17 protein-coding genes are annotated in these 19,569 nt (G+C 57.2%); 12 read left to right on the forward strand and 5 right to left on the reverse strand.

Annotated features, from left to right (window positions below):
• Positions 1-3 precede the first annotated feature (3 nt).
• The gene (locus NR114_RS01460) at positions 4-1,596 is read left to right on the forward strand and encodes an ABC-F family ATPase (RefSeq protein ID WP_071827008.1); all 1,593 of its coding nucleotides are present in this window, start codon (positions 4-6) and stop codon (positions 1,594-1,596) included.
• Between the two features lie 99 nt (positions 1,597-1,695).
• Here the strand turns inward: NR114_RS01460 and moeB are convergent, their stop codons facing one another.
• The gene (gene moeB / locus NR114_RS01465) at positions 1,696-2,451 is read right to left on the reverse strand and encodes a molybdopterin-synthase adenylyltransferase MoeB (protein ID WP_234529095.1); all 756 of its coding nucleotides are present in this window, start codon (positions 2,449-2,451) and stop codon (positions 1,696-1,698) included.
• A gap of 2 nt (positions 2,452-2,453) precedes the next feature.
• Positions 2,454-3,692, reverse strand: coding sequence for a molybdopterin molybdotransferase MoeA (gene moeA, locus NR114_RS01470; RefSeq protein ID WP_046374084.1), 1,239 nt, complete (start codon positions 3,690-3,692; stop codon positions 2,454-2,456).
• 92 nt (positions 3,693-3,784) lie between these two features.
• Here moeA and NR114_RS01475 point away from each other — a divergent pair, with 92 nt between their 5' ends.
• From NR114_RS01475 to NR114_RS01505, 7 genes are all read left to right on the forward strand, one after another.
• On the forward strand, positions 3,785-4,321 hold the full coding sequence (locus NR114_RS01475; RefSeq protein WP_234529096.1) for a DUF924 family protein: 537 nt from the start codon (positions 3,785-3,787) through the stop codon (positions 4,319-4,321).
• 409 nt (positions 4,322-4,730) lie between these two features.
• Positions 4,731-5,687, forward strand: a complete 957-nt coding sequence (locus NR114_RS01480; protein WP_020825978.1) for an isoaspartyl peptidase/L-asparaginase family protein — start codon at positions 4,731-4,733, stop codon at positions 5,685-5,687.
• 19 nt (positions 5,688-5,706) lie between these two features.
• Positions 5,707-7,584 carry a dipeptide ABC transporter ATP-binding protein gene (locus tag NR114_RS01485; protein ID WP_234529097.1) on the forward strand — a complete coding sequence of 626 codons (1,878 nt, stop codon included), beginning with the start codon at positions 5,707-5,709 and terminating at the stop codon, positions 7,582-7,584.
• 23 nt (positions 7,585-7,607) lie between these two features.
• Positions 7,608-9,146 carry a glutathione ABC transporter substrate-binding protein GsiB gene (gsiB, locus tag NR114_RS01490; RefSeq protein WP_234529098.1) on the forward strand — a complete coding sequence of 513 codons (1,539 nt, stop codon included), beginning with the start codon at positions 7,608-7,610 and terminating at the stop codon, positions 9,144-9,146.
• Positions 9,147-9,196: 50 nt separating this feature from the next.
• Positions 9,197-10,117, forward strand: a complete 921-nt coding sequence (gsiC, locus tag NR114_RS01495; protein ID WP_046374081.1) for a glutathione ABC transporter permease GsiC — start codon at positions 9,197-9,199, stop codon at positions 10,115-10,117.
• A gap of 9 nt (positions 10,118-10,126) precedes the next feature.
• Entirely contained in the window at positions 10,127-11,035 is a 909-nt protein-coding gene (gene gsiD, locus NR114_RS01500; protein ID WP_170868507.1) for a glutathione ABC transporter permease GsiD, read from the forward strand.
• A gap of 27 nt (positions 11,036-11,062) precedes the next feature.
• Positions 11,063-11,287, forward strand: a complete 225-nt coding sequence (locus NR114_RS01505; protein WP_234529099.1) for a hypothetical protein — start codon at positions 11,063-11,065, stop codon at positions 11,285-11,287.
• A gap of 679 nt (positions 11,288-11,966) precedes the next feature.
• Here the strand turns inward: NR114_RS01505 and fghA are convergent.
• Genes fghA through NR114_RS01520 form a run of 3 tightly spaced genes read right to left on the reverse strand, consistent with a single transcriptional unit; the run spans position 11,967 to position 14,897 of the window.
• Positions 11,967-12,809, reverse strand: a complete 843-nt coding sequence (fghA, locus tag NR114_RS01510) for an S-formylglutathione hydrolase (protein WP_044549306.1) — start codon at positions 12,807-12,809, stop codon at positions 11,967-11,969.
• A gap of 14 nt (positions 12,810-12,823) precedes the next feature.
• On the reverse strand, positions 12,824-13,951 hold the full coding sequence (locus NR114_RS01515) for an S-(hydroxymethyl)glutathione dehydrogenase/class III alcohol dehydrogenase (protein ID WP_020825986.1): 1,128 nt from the start codon (positions 13,949-13,951) through the stop codon (positions 12,824-12,826).
• A 28-nt stretch (positions 13,952-13,979) separates the two neighbouring features.
• Complete coding sequence (locus NR114_RS01520) at positions 13,980-14,897, reverse strand: LysR family transcriptional regulator (protein WP_046374078.1); 918 nt, start codon at positions 14,895-14,897, stop codon at positions 13,980-13,982.
• A gap of 107 nt (positions 14,898-15,004) precedes the next feature.
• On the opposite strand from NR114_RS01520, the gene NR114_RS01525 reads away from it, so the two are divergent.
• The 4 genes from NR114_RS01525 to galS all read left to right on the forward strand — a co-directional run bounded on the left by NR114_RS01525 (position 15,005) and on the right by galS (position 19,495).
• Positions 15,005-16,162 (forward strand): YbfB/YjiJ family MFS transporter, encoded by a 1,158-nt coding sequence (locus NR114_RS01525; protein ID WP_020825988.1) that lies wholly within the window; start codon positions 15,005-15,007, stop codon positions 16,160-16,162.
• 247 nt (positions 16,163-16,409) lie between these two features.
• Positions 16,410-17,078, forward strand: coding sequence for a GTP cyclohydrolase I FolE (folE, locus tag NR114_RS01530; protein WP_041414357.1), 669 nt, complete (start codon positions 16,410-16,412; stop codon positions 17,076-17,078).
• Positions 17,079-17,146: 68 nt separating this feature from the next.
• Positions 17,147-18,328 (forward strand): DUF418 domain-containing protein YeiB, encoded by a 1,182-nt coding sequence (gene yeiB, locus NR114_RS01535; protein WP_306217641.1) that lies wholly within the window; start codon positions 17,147-17,149, stop codon positions 18,326-18,328.
• Positions 18,329-18,457: 129 nt separating this feature from the next.
• Entirely contained in the window at positions 18,458-19,495 is a 1,038-nt protein-coding gene (gene galS, locus NR114_RS01540; RefSeq protein ID WP_020825991.1) for an HTH-type transcriptional regulator GalS, read from the forward strand.
• Positions 19,496-19,569 lie beyond the last annotated feature (74 nt).

Genomic DNA, 19,569 nt, shown 5'->3' on the forward strand with positions numbered 1-19,569 from the left:
GCTGTGTTAAGCACTAACAACATCACTATGCAGTTTGGCAGTAAGCCGCTGTTTGAAAACATCTCCGTTAAGTTTGGCGGCGGTAACCGCTATGGTTTGATCGGCGCCAACGGCTGCGGCAAATCTACCTTTATGAAAATCCTGGGCGGCGATCTGGTGCCGAGCGGCGGCAACGTGTTCCTCGATCCGAACGAGCGCCTGGGTAAACTGCGTCAGGATCAGTTCGCTTTCGAGCAATACAGCGTGCTGGACACCGTCATCATGGGCCACAACGAACTGTGGGCGGTGAAGGAAGAACGCGATCGCATTTATGCGCTGGCTGAAATGAGCGAAGAAGACGGCTATAAAGTGGCCGATCTGGAAGTGGCCTACGGCGAGATGGACGGTTATACCGCTGAAGCGCGTGCCGGCGAACTGCTGCTCGGCGTCGGCATCCCGGTTGAACAACATTATGGCCCGATGAGCGAAATCGCACCGGGCTTCAAACTGCGCGTGTTGCTGGCGCAGGCGCTGTTCTCCGATCCGGAAATTCTGTTGCTCGACGAACCGACGAACAACCTGGACATCGACACCATCCGCTGGCTGGAGCAGGTGCTGAACGAACGTAACAGCACCATGGTTATCATTTCGCACGACCGTCACTTCCTGAACATGGTTTGTACTCACATGGCGGATCTGGACTACGGCGAACTGCGCGTGTATCCGGGTAACTACGACGAATATATGACGGCGGCCACTCAGGCGCGTGAACGTCTGGTTGCGGATAACGCCAAGAAGAAGGCGCAGATTAACGAACTGCAATCGTTCGTGAGCCGCTTCAGTGCCAACGCCTCCAAATCCAAGCAGGCAACCTCACGTGCCCGCCAGATCGACAAGATCCAGCTGGAAGAAATTAAGGCTTCAAGCCGTCAGAACCCCTTCATCCGTTTCGAACAGGACAAAAAACTGTTCCGTAACGCGCTGGAAGTGGAAGCGCTGGCCAAAGGTTTCGACAACGGTCCTCTGTTCAGCAAGTTCAACCTGATGGTTGAAGTGGGCGAGAAAGTGGCGGTGTTGGGCCCGAACGGTATCGGTAAATCTACCCTGCTGAAAACGCTGGTGGGCGATACGTTGCCGGACAGCGGTACCGTGAAATGGTCTGAAAATGCCAAGATCGGTTACTACGCTCAGGATCACGAATATGAATTCGATGACACCCTGACGGTGTTCGACTGGATGAGCCAGTGGAAGCAGGAAAAAGACGACGAGCAGGCGGTGCGCAGCGTGCTGGGCCGTTTGCTGTTCAGCCAGGACGACATCAAGAAGAAAGTGAAGGTGTTGTCCGGGGGTGAGAAGGGCCGCATGCTGTTTGGCAAGCTGATGATGCAGCGCCCTAATATCCTGGTTATGGATGAACCGACCAACCACCTGGATATGGAATCCATCGAGTCGCTGAACATGGCGCTGGAAATGTACGAAGGCACCTTGATCTTCGTTTCTCACGACCGTGAGTTCGTTAGCTCGTTGGCGACCCGCGTACTGGAAATGACGCCGACCAAAGTGATCGACTTTACCGGCAACTACGAAGATTATCTGCGTAGCCAGGGTATCGTGTAACCCAGCGGCAGGGGCGCGGCATGCTGCGCCCGAAGCTATAACCGGTGACGAATTTGTCATCAAACTCAGGCGGGAGCATTCCCGCCTTTTTTGTCTCTGCTATTTTCCGCCGCAAACTTCGCACTGCGGATCCTTCGGCAGCTTCATCTCGCGGAACTGCATCGTCATGGCATCAAACATCAGCAGTTTTCCGGTGAGCAGTAGGCCGTACTGCGTCAGCATTTTGATGGCCTCCATCGCTTGCAGCGTGCCGATGGTACCGACCAGCGGTGCCATGACACCGGCCTCGACGCAGGTGAGGGCGTTGTCGCCGAATAACCGACTCAGGCAGCGGTAGCAGGGTTCTCCGGGCTGATAGGTGAAGACGCTGAGCTGCCCTTCCATGCGGATCGCCGCGCCGGACACCAGGGGTTTGCGCTGAGCATGACAGAGGCGATTTAGCAGATTGCGCGTCGCCACGTTGTCAGTGCAGTCCAGCACCAAATCGCAGGCGGCAATCTGCGCCGCCATCTGGTCGTCGTCCAGCTGTGCATCAACAGTTTCAATCTGAGCATGTGGGTTGATGGCACTGAGTTCGAGACGGGCCGATTCAACTTTCGCCATACCGATGCGCGCGTCGCGGTGCAGGATTTGGCGCTGCAGGTTAGAGAGTGAAACGGTGTCGAAATCAACCAGCGTCAGGTGGCCGACGCCCGCCGCGACCAGATAGGGGGCGGCGGCACAGCCTAACCCGCCGAGGCCGACAATCAATACCCGGGCGGCCTTCAGTTTTTCCTGGCCGTCGAAGTCAAAGCCACGCAGGATAATCTGGCGGTTATAGCGCAGCGCTTCGGCATCGGTTAATTCCGGCAGCATGCTCAGCTCCTCAGCAAGGCGTTGAAGGGCTCAATGTCCACTTTTTCGCCCACTGCCACGGAGCCGCGTTCGCGCTCCAGCACGATAAAGCAGTTACCCTGGCTGAAAGAACTGAACACGTGTGACCCTTGATGGCCGGTGGTGCTCACTTCCAGCTCGCCCTGAGCGTTACTGCTAAATACACCGCGCTGAAAATCAAGGCGTCCCGGCGCTTTCTTCAAGGGGGTCAGGGCACGAGCCTGCAAACGCGGTGGCAAATGCCAGTCGCTGTGGCCCGCCAGCTTCGCCAACAGCGGCTGCACCAGTTGGTAGAAGGTCAGCGCTGCGGATACTGGATTGCCCGGCAGGCCGCAGAACCAGGCCTGTTTGAGCTTGCCGAAGGCAAAGGGTTTACCGGGTTTGATCGCCAGCTTCCAGAAGCCGACTTCGCCCAGCTCGTCGAGCATCTGCTTGGTGTAGTCGGCTTCACCGACCGAGACGCCACCGCTGCTGATCACCACATCGGCCTGGCGGTCTGCCTGCTCGAAGGCGGCGCGCAGCGCGTTTTGGTCATCACGAATAATGCCCAGATCCAGCGTTTCGCAACCCAACTGTTCCAGCATCAGGCGCACGGCAAAGCGGTTGGTATCATAGATTTGGCCCGCCTGCAGCGGCTGCCCGACCGGCTGTAACTCGTCGCCGGTGGAGAACACCGCTACCTTCAGCTTACGTACCACCTGCACCTCGGCGACACCGAGCGAGGCCAACAGCGGCAACTGCGCAGCGCCCAGTCTGATACCCTCAGGTAAAACCCCGGCACCCTGGCGAATATCTTCCCCCGCCAGGCGAATATTTTGCCCAGCTTGCACTTCGGCCGTGAAGCGCACGCCGGCATCGCCGACTTCTGCCTGTTCTTGCATGATCACCGCCTCGGCCCCTGCTGGGACAGGCGCGCCTGTCATGATGCGTACGCAGGTACCGGCTGGCCAGTCGCCGTCGAACGGAGCACCGGCAAAAGCTTTGCCCGCGACCGGCAGCGGCGCGTTGGCTTGCAGATCGGCGAGGCGCACGGCATAGCCGTCCATGGCCGAATTGGCGAAGGGTGGTACATCAATCGGCGAAATGACCGGCGCGGCGGTAATGCGGCCGGCGGCGGCGGTCAGGGCAATGGATTCGCTCTGCTGAAGGGGGGAGATCTGGCTGAGCATCTTCTCCAACGCCTGCTCCAGGGAAATAAGATCGGAAGTATGGCAATGATCCATAAGGAACTCCGTAATCAGGGTGCGCGACAAATGGCGGCAAAGTGGGGGTATTATGAAGGATGCTATGCTGAAGTAAACAACGGGAGGCAGTGATGCACAGACAGGTATTAGACTTTTGGTTTGACGAGATCGAACCGGCAATGTGGTTCAAAAAGGACGATGATTTCGATCGCCTGTTGCATACGCGCTTTGGTCAGATCTGGCAGGCCGCCGCCGCAGGCGAGCTGGCGCACTGGCGAGACACCATTGAGGGGCGGTTGGCCGAGGTGATCGTGCTCGATCAGTTCAGTCGCAACCTGTTCCGCGGCACGCCGCGTTCATTTGCCAGCGACTGCATGGCGTTAGTGCTGGCACAGGAAGCGATCCGTAGTGGGCAATGTGAACGACTTACGCCAGAGCAACGGGGTTTTCTCTATTTGCCCTTTATGCATTCAGAGTCGGCGTTGATTCATCAACAGGCTTTGGCGTTGTATACCGAGCTGGGCAATGCCAATCAGTTGGAGTTTGAAGTGCGGCACAAAGCCATTATTGACCGCTTTGGCCGTTACCCACACCGTAATGCGATATTAGGCCGAGTCTCTACCCCGGAGGAGGAAGCATTTCTGCTGTTGCCGGGGTCAGGATTCTAAATATTGATCATCTGCGTTCAGCCGGCTAAAAAACAGCAGGTTGAACGCACAACGGCCGGATATTTAGAGATATCGATTATTTTTGCCGGTAATTACTGTGTGCCCCTCACGGGTTTCTACCAAAAATCCCAATCGTTATTCAGAACGGTTTTTCCAATTTATAACTCTCTGTTTTTATTCCATTAAGCTATTTCAATGTGCGAAATAATCTAAGCGGGCTACGCTAAAAGCTGGGCGAAGACTTTATGCTTTACTTCGATAGCGCGGCTAAATATAGTCGGGAAAAGGCCGAATAATAATTATACCCGTCGCCTTGCCGGCCGCCGCGTTGTGGGCTGCCGCCGAGGTGAATCTATTTCCCCTTCAATGAGGGGCGGGATTGGCAGGATTAACACAGGGTGACAGGCAAATGAGCAAACCAGTGATTGCCATTCATGGCGGCGCGGGCGCAATTACCCGTGCGGCGCTGAGTGCTGAAAAGGAACAGGAGTATATTCAGGCGTTGTCCGACATCGTCGCCGCCGGCCAGCAGATCCTGGCCCAGGGTGGCAGCGCCCTGGATGCGGTCACCGAGGCGGTAAGGCTGCTGGAAGAGTGCCCATTGTTTAATGCCGGTAAAGGCTCGGTATTCACCCATCAGGGCACCCACGAGTTGGATGCCTGTGTGATGGATGGGAGCACCTGCGATGCCGGTGCCGTGGCCTGCGTCAGCCGGATACGCAATCCGGTGCTGGCTGCGCGCGCGGTATTGGAAAACAGCCAGCACGTGCTGTTCGCTGGGGAGGGTGCGGAGAAATTTGCCGCCGCCCACGATCTTGAAATGGTCGCACCCGATTTCTTCTTTACCCAACCACGTTTTGACCAACTGCACCGTGCTCAGGCAGAGCTTGGGCGTGTGTTGCTCGATCACGATGGCGCTGCGCAAAGCGGTGAGCCGATCGACCCCGATCGTAAATTCGGTACCGTTGGCGCGGTGGCGCTGGATGCCCTGGGCAACCTGGCGGCCGCAACGTCGACGGGCGGCATGACCAACAAACAGGCCGGCCGGGTGGGGGATACGCCGATCATCGGTGCCGGTTGTTACGCCAACAATGCCACGGTGGCGGTCTCCAGCACCGGTACCGGGGAAACCTTCATGCGCGGTGTGTCGGCTTATGACGTTTCCGCGTTGATGGAGTACGCCGGGCTCAGTCTGCAGCAGGCCACTGACCGGGTGGTGATGGAAAAACTGCTGGCGATGGGTGGCAGCGGCGGCATGATTGCCATCGACAGTCACGGCAACGTGGCGCTGCCTTTCAACAGTGAAGGCATGTACCGCGGTTTCGGTTATGTCGGCGATGCGCCGTCCGTAGGGATTTACCGCTAACCGATCGCCAGGAGGGTGCATGACCGATGCCTTAATGCCGCTTGCGGCCGACGCCGGGCTATTATTGCCGCCGCAGCGCGTGCTGTCGGTGCGCGATCTGAGCGTCCAATTTCAACAACAGGGCGATACCGTAGAAGCGGTGCGCAACCTGTCATTCGATCTCGATCGCGGCGAGACGCTGGCGATCGTCGGTGAATCCGGTTCGGGTAAATCTGTCACCTCTCTGGCATTGATGCGCCTGGTCGAACAGGGCGGTGGCAACATCGTCAGCGGGACGATGCCCTTTCGTCGGCGTAACGGCGAGGTGCTCGATCTGGCCCACGCACGTCAGGGTACATTACGCACGGTGCGCGGTGCCGATATGGCGATGATCTTTCAGGAACCGATGACCTCGCTGAACCCGGTATTCCCGGTAGGGGAACAGATCGCCGAATCTCTGCGCCTGCATCAGGCGATGGATCACCGCGCCGCCAGACAAGCCGCCTTGCAGATGCTCGATTTGGTGCGCATTCCCGAAGCCAAAGACGTACTTAACCGTTACCCACATCAGCTCTCCGGCGGTATGCGCCAGCGGGTGATGATCGCCATGGCGCTGTCCTGCAAGCCGGCCTTATTGATTGCCGATGAACCTACCACAGCGCTGGACGTCACCATTCAGGCGCAAATCCTGCAGCTTATTCGCGTACTGCAGCAGGAAATGCAGATGGGGGTGATTTTTATTACCCACGATATGGGCGTAGTGGCGGAGATAGCCGATCGGGTACTGGTCATGCGTCATGGGGAACAGGTGGAGCAGGGGCCGGTGCGCGAACTGTTTGCCGCGCCGCAACAGCCCTACACCCAAGCGCTGCTGGCGGCGGTACCCAGGCTGGGATCAATGGCGGAGTTGGACTTCCCGGCGAAATTCCCGTTGCCAAACGGCGCAGACAATGGCGGGCCGCAGGATACCGTACCGCCGGGGGCGACGCCGATCCTGCGGGTAGAAAATCTGGTGACGCGCTTTGACCTACGCAGCGGTATTTTAAATCGCGTCACCCGGCGAGTGCATGCGGTGGAAAACGTCAGTTTTGATCTCTACCCCGGCGAAACGCTGGGGCTGGTGGGAGAGTCCGGCTGCGGCAAATCCACGACTGGCCGCTCGTTGTTGAAGCTGGTGGACAGCCAGCGCGGCACCATTACCTTTGACGGTCATCAGATCAATCAGTTGAAAGGCCCGGCGCTGCAGCACCTGCGGCGGGACATCCAGTTTATCTTCCAGGATCCTTACGCCTCGCTCGATCCGCGTCTGACCGTCGGGTTCTCGATCATGGAACCGCTGCTGGTACATAACGTGGCACGTGGCAAGGCGGCACAAGAGCGCGTGGCCTGGCTGCTGGAACGCGTCGGGCTTAAACCAGAGCATGCGCGTCGTTATCCGCATGAGTTTTCCGGCGGCCAGCGGCAGCGAATCTGCATTGCGCGCGCGTTGGCGCTTAATCCCAAGGTGGTGATCGCTGACGAATCGGTGTCGGCGCTCGACGTGTCGATTCAGGCGCAGATCGTCAATCTGCTGCTCGATCTGCAGCGTGAGTTCGGCATCGCCTTTTTGTTTATCTCACACGATATGGCGGTAGTAGAGCGCATCAGCCACCGCGTTGCGGTGATGTACCTCGGGCAGATTGTCGAGATTGGCCCGCGTCGGGCGGTGTTTGAGAACCCGCAGCACGCTTACACCCGCAAGCTGATGGCGGCGGTGCCGGTGGCCGATCCTAACCATGCTTATAAACGCCAGCCGCTGCTGGTCGATGAAATCCCCAGCCCGATCCGCGCGTTGGGCGATGAACCCGTTACCGCACCGCTAGTGCAGGTTGGACCGGGGCATTTTGTCGCCCGCCATCCGATCGCCGGTGCCTTTTAGTGACCTCAGGAGAGACAAGCACCATGAAGCACTCATTCAAACGTAAGGCATTAGCGGGCGCCGTGCTGCTGGCGGCCGCGGTCGCCGGCCCAGCCTGGGCTGCGAAAGATGCGGTGATCGCCGTCGCGTCCAATTTCACCACGCTTGATCCGTATGACGCCAACGATACGCTGTCGCAGGCGGTGGCCAAATCCTTCTATCAGGGCCTGTTCGGTTTCGATAAAGACATGAAACTGCTGAACGTGCTGGCGGACAGCTATGAGGTGAGCAAAGACGGCCTGACTTACACCCTCAAGCTGCATCCGGGGGTGAAATTCCATGACGGCACCGAGTTTAACGCCGAAGCGGTGAAGGTGAACCTGGATCGCGCCAGCAACCCGGACAATCACCTCAAGCGCTACAACCTGTTCAAAATGATCGACAAAACCGAAGTGGTGGACGCCAATACGGTGAAGATCGTGCTGAAAGCGCCATTCTCGGCCTTTATCAACAACCTGGCGCACCCGGCGGCGGTGATCATTTCGCCGGCCGCGTTGAAGCAGTACGGCAAAGAGATTGGTTTCCACCCGGTGGGGACCGGCCCTTATCAGTTCGTGACCTGGAACCAGACCGATTTCGTCAAGGTGAAAAAGTTTGACGGTTACTGGAAACAGGGGCTGCCGAAGCTCGACAGCATCACCTGGCGCCCGGTCGTGGATAACAATACCCGCGCTGCCATGCTGCAGACCGGTGAAGCGACCTTTGCCTTCCCGATCCCCTATGAGCAGGCCAAGGTGCTGGAAGGCAATGCCAAGCTCGATTTGGTGGCCGCGCCGTCGATCTTGCAGCGTTATATCAGCCTGAACGTGACTCAAAAGCCATTCGATAACCTGAAAGTGCGTCAGGCGTTGAACTACGCCATCAATAAAGACGCGCTGATCAAGGTCGCGTTCTCCGGCTACGCCGTTCCGGCGGAAGGCCCGGTGCCGCCGGCGATCGATTTTGCCACCCGTTACCAGCCTTGGCCTTATGATCCTGCCAAGGCGCGCGAACTGCTTAAAGAGGCCGGTTACCCTAACGGTTTCACCACCACCCTGTGGTCGTCTCATAACCACAGCACCGCGCAGAAAGTGCTGCAGTTTGCCCAGCAGCAGTTGGCGCAGGTTGGCGTGAAAGTGACGGTGACGGCGATGGATGCCGGTCAGCGTGCGGCCCAGGTGGAAAGCGTTGGGGTGAAAGACACCGGCGTGCGTATGTTCTATACCGGCTGGTCAGCATCAACCGGTGAAGCGGATTGGGCCTTGTCACCGCTGTTCTCAACCCAGGCTGCGCCGCCGAAGCAGTTCAACACGGCGTTTTACAGTAATCCGCAGGTGGATCAGGATCTGACCGGCGCGCTGGCGACCACCGACCGCGCAGAGAAGCAGAGACTGTACAAGGACGCGCAGGATCGTATCTGGGCAGATGCGCCTTGGATTTTCCTGGCCACCGAGCGCTTGCTGTCGGCTAACAATAAACAGCTGAGCGGCTTTTACGTGATGCCGGATACCTCGTTCAACTTTGATAATGCCGATCTTAAATAAGGCACCGATCCCCGCTCTCCTGGAGGGCGGGGTGAAGGGACGCACCCAAGATGCTTAATTATTTTCTTAAACGACTGCTGGGCCTGATCCCGACGCTGCTGATTGTCGCGGTGTTGGTGTTTTTGTTCGTCCATATGCTGCCCGGCGATCCGGCGCGGCTGGCGGCAGGACCGGAAGCCGACGAAGCGGTAGTACAGCTGGTGCGTAAGGATCTGGGGCTGGACAAGCCGCTGCCGCAACAGTTCGTGCACTTTTTTGTCAATGCGCTGCGGGGGGATTTCGGTACCTCGATGGTTTCCAAGCGCCCGGTGAGCGAAGAGATCGGCTCGCGCTTTTTACCGACCCTGTGGCTGACGCTGAGCAGCATGCTGTGGGCGGTGATTTTCGGTATGGGCATCGGCATGGTGTCTGCCGTGTGGCGCAACCGCTGGCCCGATCGTCTCGGCATGACCCTGGCGGTCTCCGGGATTTCGTTCCCCGCCTTTGCGCTGGGTATGCTGCTGATGCAGGTGTTTTCCGTCAATCTCGGTTGGTTGCCGACGGTGGGCGCCGACAGTTGGCGGCACTATATTTTGCCTTCCATCACCCTTGGGGCTGCGGTAGCGGCGGTGATGGCGCGTTTTACCCGCGCTTCGTTTGTTGAGGTGCTGCAGGAAGACTACATGCGTACCGCGCGCGCCAAAGGCGTACGGGAAACCATGGTTGTGGTGAAACACGGGCTGCGCAACGCGATGATCCCGGTCGTCACCATGATGGGATTGCAGTTTGGCTTCCTGCTCGGTGGCTCGATCGTCGTGGAGAAGGTCTTCAACTGGCCGGGGTTGGGCAGGCTGCTGGTCGATTCGGTGGAGATGCGTGATTACCCGGTGATCCAGGCCGAAGTCTTGCTGTTCTCGCTGGAGTTTATTCTGATTAATCTGTTGGTGGACCTGCTGTATGCGGCAATTAACCCGGCAATACGATACAAATGAGGGCGCTGCATGATTAAGCATTGGCGACGCGACGCCGCACTGAAGGCGATGCCGACAATCGATCCTAACGCGGTACGAACGCCGTGGCATGAATTCTGGCGGCGGTTCCGTCAGCAACGCGTGGCGCTGGTCGCTGCGCTATTGGTGTTACTGTTGGTGTTTGCTGCGCTGCTGGCACCCTATCTGGTTCCCTTTGACGCGGAAAATTACTTTGATTACGACCGCCTGAACGAAGGCCCTTCCCTGATGCATTGGCTGGGGGTGGATTCGCTGGGGCGAGACATTTTCAGTCGCATTCTGATGGGGACCCGCATTTCGCTGGCCGCCGGGGTGTTCTCGGTGCTGGTGGGCGGGCTGATCGGTACGCTGCTGGGGCTGCTGGCGGGCTATTACGAAGGTTGGTGGGATCGCATTACCATGCGTATCTGTGATGTGCTGTTCGCCTTTCCCGGCATCTTGCTGGCGATCGGCGTGGTGGCGATTATGGGCAGCGGCATGGCCAACGTGATTATCGCCGTGGCCATTTTCAGCATTCCGGCATTCGCCCGATTGGTACGGGGCAACACCCTGGTGTTGAAGCATCTGACCTACATCGAGTCGGCACGCAGCATTGGCGCGTCAGACTGGACCATTATCATGCGGCATATTCTGCCGGGGACAATTTCGTCGATTGTGGTGTATTTTACCCTGCGTATCGGCACTTCAATCATCACCGCCGCCAGCCTGTCGTTCCTCGGGCTGGGTGCCCAGCCGCCAACGCCGGAGTGGGGCGCGATGCTCAATGAAGCGCGGGCGGATATGGTGATCGCGCCGCATGTCGCGATTTTCCCGAGTCTGGCGATATTCATCACGGTGTTGGCGTTTAACCTGCTGGGGGATGGCTTGCGCGATGCGTTGGATCCGAAGTTGAAGGGATAACCGTTTTTTAGTCCAAAGGAGCTGGCTATGAGCCATTTCAGTAAAAAGGGAATTAAAACAAGCATGCTGATTACCATCATCACCTATTGGGGAGGATCCTATCTGGTGCGCAATTCGTCGCTTCTGGTAGCCTACCCCAATATTAGCTATGTGGATGTGGTTGTTGGTTTGCTGACATTTTTTGGTATCTGGAAGGCCTGTAACCTGATGCAAGCCTTCTACCGTTGGTATAACGGCATCGAGAATGTTTGATGATCTTTAGCGTGAGAGAAGGCTAACGTACCGGATAAGATGAATTTATCTCAAGGTTAATACGCTAAGTTTTTAGTGTTCTATTAAATTGAGTCTTTTAGTGTTGTCGGTTAATAACCGAAGAATACATGATTAACCTATTGCTCTCGTCACGTTTTTACTAAATGAAATTCGTGTTTCATTTTTGTGGTTATATTGTTATTTTGATTGTCCGGTGTGTTAGTTTGTGAGGGTTTAATAACCTTAATTTATGGGGTGAATAATAGGGCTGTTCGTGAGTTAACATCACAGGATCTTGATTTATTTCGGGTGGAAATGCTGACTCTGGTTATGCAGACCGGGGCCGATAGGGTGCTCTGGGTGGAAATAATAGTCCTAATAGTGTGAATGGTCAGTGCCGTTGATAATATTCACCGCATCAATGGAATATCAAATGAAAGACGTTATATATGTCGTTTATAGATATCATTTGGTTTAATCCAATACTCATCACTGGCCCTTATGAAACCTCATAATAGCTATGTGGATATTGCCGTGGCGGTTTTCGCCTTTTTTGGCGTGAAGCCGGTACTGACTTCAGTTGAGAATTTTTATTATTGGTTTAATGGCCGGGAATAAGCAGTCGCCGTAATAAGTGCTTGCGATAGCGATTATCGCAAGCACTGTTACGGTTTTATGATCAGCGGAACAGATGTTCGGCGTGGAAGCGCAGATGGTCTTCGATAAAGCTGGCGATGGTAAAGTAGCTGTGATCGTAGCCCGGCTGAATGCGCAGGATCAGCGGCCAGTCGCGCTGGCGTGCCAGCTCGGCCAGTTTTGCCGGCTGCAGTTGATCTGCCAGGAACTGATCGTCGTCACCTTGATCCACCAATACCGGCATTTTTTCCGCGCCGTTGGCCAGCAGGTGACAACTGTCATACTGCAGCCACTGGCTTTCGTCGTCGCCCAAATAGGCGGCAAAGGCTTTACGCCCCCAGGGCACCTGACAAGGGTTAACGATCGGCGCAAACGCCGATACCGACCGGAAGCGCTGCGGATTACGAAACGCCATCATCAGTGCGCCGTGGCCCCCCATCGAGTGACCGAAAATCGACTGGCGATCGCTGACGCTGAAATGCTGGTTGATCAACGCCGGCAGCTCATCGCTGATGTAGTCGTACATGCGAAAATGCTTGTCCCACGGTGCTTGGGTGGCATTCAGATAGAAGCCTGCGCCCTGGCCCAAATCGTAGCCTTCATCATTCGGCACATCGTCGCCGCGCGGGCTGGTGTCGGCCATCACCAATACCAGTCCCAGCTCGGCGGCGATACGCTGCGCACCGGCCTTCAGCGTGAAGTTTTCGTCATTGCAGGTCAGCCCCGACAGCCAGTACAGCACCGGCGGCGGGTTATCATCGCGCGGTGGCGGCAGATAGATGCTGAAAGTCATGTTGCAATTCAGGCTCTGCGCCGCATGGCGGTAACGCTGTTGCCAGCCGCCAAACATGCGGTGCTCTTCGAGAAGTTCTAATGACAAGGTCATCTCTGCCTCCTGGCTTATTTTTTGTCGAAGTGAATAACGGAACGAATGGATTTGCCTTCGTGCATCAAATCGAACGCCTCGTTAATCTGCTCCAGGCCCATGGTGTGGGTAATAAAGTCATTCAGCGCGAATTCGCCGTTCATATAACGCTCGACGATACCCGGCAGTTGCGAACGGCCTTTCACCCCACCAAAGGCAGAGCCGCGCCAGACGCGACCGGTCACCAGTTGGAACGGACGAGTAGAGATTTCCTGACCTGCACCGGCGACGCCGATGATTACGGATTCGCCCCAGCCTTTATGGCAGCATTCCAGCGCTGAACGCATTACGTTGACGTTGCCGATACACTCGAAGGAGAAATCTACGCCGCCGTCGGTCAGTTCAACGATCACGTCCTGGATCGGTTTATCGTAGTCTTTCGGGTTGATCAGATCGGTAGCGCCCAGCTTGCGCGCCAGATCGAACTTGCTGGTGTTGATGTCGATGCCGATGATACGACCTGCACCGGCCATCTGTGCGCCGATAATGGCCGACAGACCGATGCCGCCAAGGCCGAAGATGGCAACGGTATCGCCTTTTTGCACTTTGGCGGTGTTAATAACCGCACCCATGCCGGTGGTGACGCCGCAGCCGAGCAGGCAGACTTCTTCCAGCGGTGCTTCTTTACTGATTTTGGCCAGTGAGATTTCCGGTACCACGGTGTATTCGGAGAAGGTTGAAGTGCCCATGTAGTGGAAAATAGGCTTGCCGTCCTTAAAGAAGCGGGTAGTGCCGTCCGGCATCAGGCCCTTGCCTTGGGTGGCGCGGATCGCCTGGCACAGGTTGGTTTTGCCGGATTTACAGAATTTGCACTCGCCGCATTCCGGGGTGTACAGCGGGATCACGTGATCGCCTACCGCCACGCTGGTCACGCCTTCGCCGATGGCTTCCACCACGCCGCCGCCTTCATGGCCGAGGATTGCCGGGAACACGCCTTCGGGATCGGCACCGGACAGGGTGTAGGCGTCGGTGTGGCAGACACCGGTGGCGACGATCCGCACCAGCACTTCGCCTTTTTGCGGTGGCATCAGATCGACTTCTTCGATCTTCAGCGGCTGGTTCGGTCCCCAGGCAACGGCGGCACGAGTTTTGATCATTTCCATCATAGTCTCCAGTGGTCTATTTTTTAAATCAGGCTATGTCGATAGCATCGGGTAAGTCATGGGCAGTATTTTCAACCGCAACGGTTTCTGCCTGTTCAATAATCAGTTCTTTCAGGGCGCGAACGTTCGGGCCAAAGGCGTCGCGTCGCCACAGTAGCCAGGTGGCAGTTTGGGCAATGTCGTCCGGCAGGGTGTGTACTTTCACCCGTTCATGGCCGGGCAGCAGGCTGAGTACCGAATGCGGGATCATCGCCAGCCCGGCGCCGCTGGCGACGCAGGCCAGCATGGCGTGGTAGGACTGGATTTCCATAATCTGGCCTGGCAGTGCACCTTCGCGCTTGAACCAAGACTCCAACCGCAGACGGTAAGAACAGCTTGCGCGGAAGGCAAACAGGGTTTCGCCCTTGGCATCTTTGGCGTTATGGATCGGCAGGTGGTCGAGACAGGAGATCACCACCATATGTTCGGGGAAGGCAATACAGCCATTGAGTTCGTCATACTGTACCGGCCCGTCGACCAGCGCGGCCGCCAGCGTACCGGCGCGGACTCGCTCGGTGATCTCGCCGGAGGTGCCGGTGGTCAGCGACAGCGACACCTGCGAAAAACGCTGATGATACGCCGCCAACAGGGTGGGTAACCGGGTGGCGGCGGTGCTTTCCATCGAGCCGATGGCGAAGTTACCCGCCGGCTCACCGGCATGGGTGATGCTCATGGCTTCTTCGCTCAGTGCCAGGATACGGTTGGCATAGCAGAGAAAGTTATGGCCCATCGGCGAAAGGCGCAGTCGCTGTTTTTCACGGATAAACAGATCGGTGCCCAGTTCCTGTTCGAGCTGACGCAGGCGTGTGGTCAGGTTCGAGGGGACGCGGTGCAATTGCTCTGCGGCACGGGCGACGGAGCCGGTTTCGGCGACGCTGCAAAACATGCGGAGCTGGGTCAGATCCATTATCTTCTCTTTTCGTGATGAACTTGATGAGTATTATTCAGTTTTTGTGAGTGTAATACTGCTGCATGATACTGGCAACTTTCTTTTAACAGTATGGATAACTCTACATGGCCTTAAGAATTGCCCTGAGCGGTTTTATCGCGTTGATCGTAGCCATGGGGATCGGCCGCTTCGCCTTTACCCCGCAGGTGCCGCTGATGATTGCGGAGCATCAGTTTACTCTGACCGGCGCCGGGTTGGTGGCGGCCATCAACTACCTGGGCTACCTGTGCGGCGCTTACGATGCCATGCGTGCCAGCCGACATGTTGAACGTCGGCTGTGGTTGGGCGTGTGGGGGGCGGTGATCTTGACGCTGCTTTCCGCCTGGGTGCAGGGGGAGTGGTGGCACGGAGCGGTACGTTTCTTCATCGGGTGGGCCAGCGGTTGGTCGATGGTACTGGTAGCGGCCTGGACCAACGAACGGTTGGCGCACTACGGCCGACCCGCGCTAAGCGCGGCGGTATTTGCCGGCCCGGGAGCCGGGATTTTTATCAGCGGCATGCTGGCGGTGGGGATCCACAGCCTGGCGTTGACCGCGTCACAGGCCTGGCTGGTCTACGGCGTACTGGCGCTGGTATTGATTGGCGCGATCAGCATTAATCTGCCGAAGACCGGCGAATTGCATCGTCCTGACGTGGCCCCTGAGCCGCTGTTGTTGACCCCGGCGCTGAAACGTCTGGTGTGGAGCTACAGTCTCGCAGGCTTTGGTTATATTCTGCCGGCCACTTTTTTGTCGCAAATGGCCGCGGCGCGTTTTCCCGGCAGCCTGTTCGCGCAATTTGTCTGGCCGATCTTTGGTGGGGCGGCGGTGCTGGGGATTGTCATCGGTATTCTGACCCGTCACCGGCTGACCACTCAAACCCGGCTGGCTATCACCCTGTGGGTACAGGCATTGGGGGTGTTAAGCGCGGAAATCGTACCGGGAGTTGCCGGCTTGGCACTGGGCGCGTTGCTGACCGGTGGCGGCTTCCTCAGCGTGGTGCAGCTGTCGATTCAGCATGGCCGTGAGTTGGCACCCAACCATGCCCGTTATATGGCGGGACTGCTGACCACCGGTTATGCGATTGGCCAACTGGTTGGTCCGACGCTGTCGGCGTTGTCAACCGCATTGACCCACCGGCTGGAACCGGCATTGTACGTGGCCGTGGCGGCGCTGATTGTGGCCGGTCTGCTGGTGGTCAATACGTCGGCGCGCGAGCTGGCGCGAAAACCGATGGCGCAGTGATTAAATTCCGTACAAAAAACGTGGAATAGCCGCAGCCGGCCTGATTGTGCTAAATGCGAATATTTCACCTGCGGATGAAACACAATCACTGGATAATCCCCTCGCTCTCATCTAGAGTGGGGGCAAAATCTTGACTGGGTTCACGTTATCAACTGCGGAAACGTCTGTCGTCAGGAGAGTATGCAATTCATCCCTCTGCTCGGTAAAACAGCCGGATGGGTGAGTTCAAGTCCGTTGGAGAGAAGAAATGACATCATCATTAAGTAAAGAAGCTGCATTGGTTCACGCGGCGCTCGAAGAGCGCGGTCTGGAAACTCCGTTGCGCGGCGAAGTGCTGGATCGCGAAACGCGTAAACGTCGTATTAAAGAGCACATGACCGAAATCATGCAACTGCTTAATCTCGATCTGTCCGACGACAGCCTGGCGGAAACCCCGCACCGCATCGCCAAAATGTATGTCGATGAGATTTTCTCCGGCCTGGACTACGCCAACTTCCCAAAAATCACCGTCATTGAAAACAAGATGAAAGTGGATGAAATGGTGACGGTGCGTGATATCACGCTGACCAGCACCTGCGAGCACCATTTTGTCACCATCGATGGCAAGGCTACCGTTGCCTACATTCCCAAGGATGCGGTGATTGGGCTGTCGAAAATCAACCGTATTGTGCAGTTCTTCTCCCAGCGCCCACAGGTGCAGGAGCGCTTAACTCAGCAGATCCTGGTGGCATTGCAAACCTTGCTGGGCACCAATAATGTGGCGGTATCAATTGATGCGGTCCATTATTGTGTTAAGGCGCGCGGTATCCGTGACGCGACCAGCGCCACCACCACGACCTCTCTGGGCGGGCTGTTCAAGTCCAGCCAGAACACCCGTCAGGAATTCCTGCGCGCGGTGCGCCATCACCAGTCGTGATGGGTCGCTAGAATGGTAACAGGCGCCTGCGGGCGCCTTTTTAATGAGCGGAATACAGCGATAAAATAATGAACACTAGCCCAACGGCTCCTTTGCCGCGCATCGCCACGCTGGACTGCGTGCGCGGTATCGCCATCCTTGGCATTTTGCTGCTGAATATCAGCGCCTTTGGCCTGCCGAAGGCGGCCTATCTCAATCCGGCCTATCTGGGCCTGCCTACAACGCGCGATACCTGGACCTGGGCGCTGTTGGACATTTTCGCGCAGGCTAAATTCCTGGCGATGTTCGCCCTGTTGTTTGGCGCGGGGTTGCAGATGCTGCTGCGCCGCGGCAAAGGCTGGATACGTGCACGGCTGTCGTGGCTGGTGCTGTTTGGCCTGGGACATGCCATTTTCCTTTGGGATGGCGATATCCTGCTGGCCTATGGGCTGATCGGGTTGGTGTGCTGGCGGATGATCCGCGATGCGAAAGAAACCTATCAACTGTTGAAAACCGGTGTGGTGCTGTACCTGATTGGCGTCGGGGTGCTGTTGGTGTTGGGCTTCATTTCGCACGGTGAACCTGGCAGTTTCTGGCAACCCGGCGTGGCAGAGCTGCAATATGAGAAGTTTTGGAAGCTGCAGGGCGGGATGGAAGCCTGGCGCAGCCGCACCGATCTTCTCTCCTCCAGCCTGCTGGCGATTGGCGCGCAATACGGTTGGGAGTTGGCGGGGCTGATGCTGTTCGGCGCCGGTTTAATGCGCAGTGGCTGGCTACGCGGCACTTATTCACCGGGTTACTACCGCCGGCAGGCAGCATGGCTGATACCGCTTTCATTGCTGATCCAACTGCCGGCCGTGGTGCTGCAATGGCATCTTCACTGGGACTACCGTTGGAGCGGTTTTTTATTGCAGGTGCCACGTGAGCTGGGGGCGCCCCTGCAGGCGATGGGCTATCTGGCGCTGTGCTACGGTTTTTGGCCGACGCTGTCGCGTTTGCGCATTGGACACTGGTTGACGCAGGTCGGGCGCATGGCGCTGAGCAATTACCTGCTGCAAACGCTGATCTGCACCACGCTGTTTTATCGCTTTGGCCTGTATCAACAGTTTGACCGCCTGCAACTTTTGGCTTTCGTTCCGTTGGTTTGGCTGGCTAACCTGTTGTTTTCAAACCTGTGGCTGCGCTATTTCGAGCAGGGGCCGGTGGAGTGGCTGTGGCGCAAACTCACCGCCCTGGCTACCGGCAAGGTGGAGCCCAAGGTGGTGAATTGAGATCTGGCGCAGGTAGGTTAAAAAAATGTATGTAAACGTTTTCTTTCCTGTGACGTAATTCACGCAGAGGAGGATGACAAACGGGGTAGGATAGCGCCACTGTCAACTACCCCGACCTCAGGATCCTTCATGACCTCTGTTCACCCAACCACCATTCGCGACGTGGCGAAGCGTGCGGGCGTGTCTGTAGCGACAGTCTCCCGCGTGCTGAATCACAGCGCCTTGACCAGCAAAGAGACGCGCGAGCAGGTATTGAAGGCGGTGGCTGAACTGGGCTATCGACCCAATGCCAATGCGCAAGCCCTGGCCACCCAGAGCAGCGATACCCTTGGGGTGGTGGTGATGGACGTCTCCGATCCCTTCTTCGGCGCACTGGTGAAAGCGGTAGACACCGTGGCGCAACAACACCACAAATACCTGTTGATCGGTAACAGTTATCACCAGGCGGATAAAGAGCGCCACGCCATCGAGGTGCTGATTCGCCAACGCTGCAACGCCTTGATTGTTCATGCTAAAACTCTATGTGATGCCGAGCTGATCGCCTTTCTCGATCAGGTGCCGGGTATGGTGCTGATCAACAGAATCATACCCGGCTATGAACATCGCTGCGTCGGGCTCGATAACGTCAGCGGCGCAGAGATGGCGATGCGTTTGCTGCTGTCGCAGGGCCACCAGCGTATTGGTTATCTGGGCTCGAACCATCCAATCGAAGACGGGCCGCTGCGCCAGCAAGGCTACACGCAGGCGATGGCGGCGGCCGGGCTGGCAACGCCCGACAGCTGGCGCGCCTATGGTTCGCCAGATTTGCAGGGCGGGGAAGAGGCGATGATCGAACTGCTTGGCCGCAACCTGCATCTTAGTGCGGTATTCGCCTACAACGACGCCATGGCCGCCGGGGCGATGGCGGTGCTGAAAGAAAACGCTATCACAGTACCGCAAAACTTTTCGCTGGTTGGGTTCGACGACATCCCCATCGCTCGTTACACCAGCCCCAAGCTCACCACGGTGCGTTACCCGATTGTCACCATGGCGACGCTGGCCACCGAACTGGCCTTGCTGGGCGCGGCAGGCAAGCTGGAGCCGCAGGCCCGCCATTTGTTTATGCCGACCCTGGTCCGACGCCATTCTGTGGCCCCTTGGCAAAGTGAGGCGGCGGTCACTCTCTGAACATTTAATCTTGTGTAACCGTTTTCAATCTGTGAGAAAATTCACAGATTATTAACATCACGCCGTCTATGCTC

The sequence above is a fragment of the Serratia sp. Ser99 genome (genome assembly GCF_024519545.1).
In the GTDB taxonomy this organism is placed as follows: Bacteria; Pseudomonadota; Gammaproteobacteria; order Enterobacterales; family Enterobacteriaceae; genus Serratia; species Serratia liquefaciens.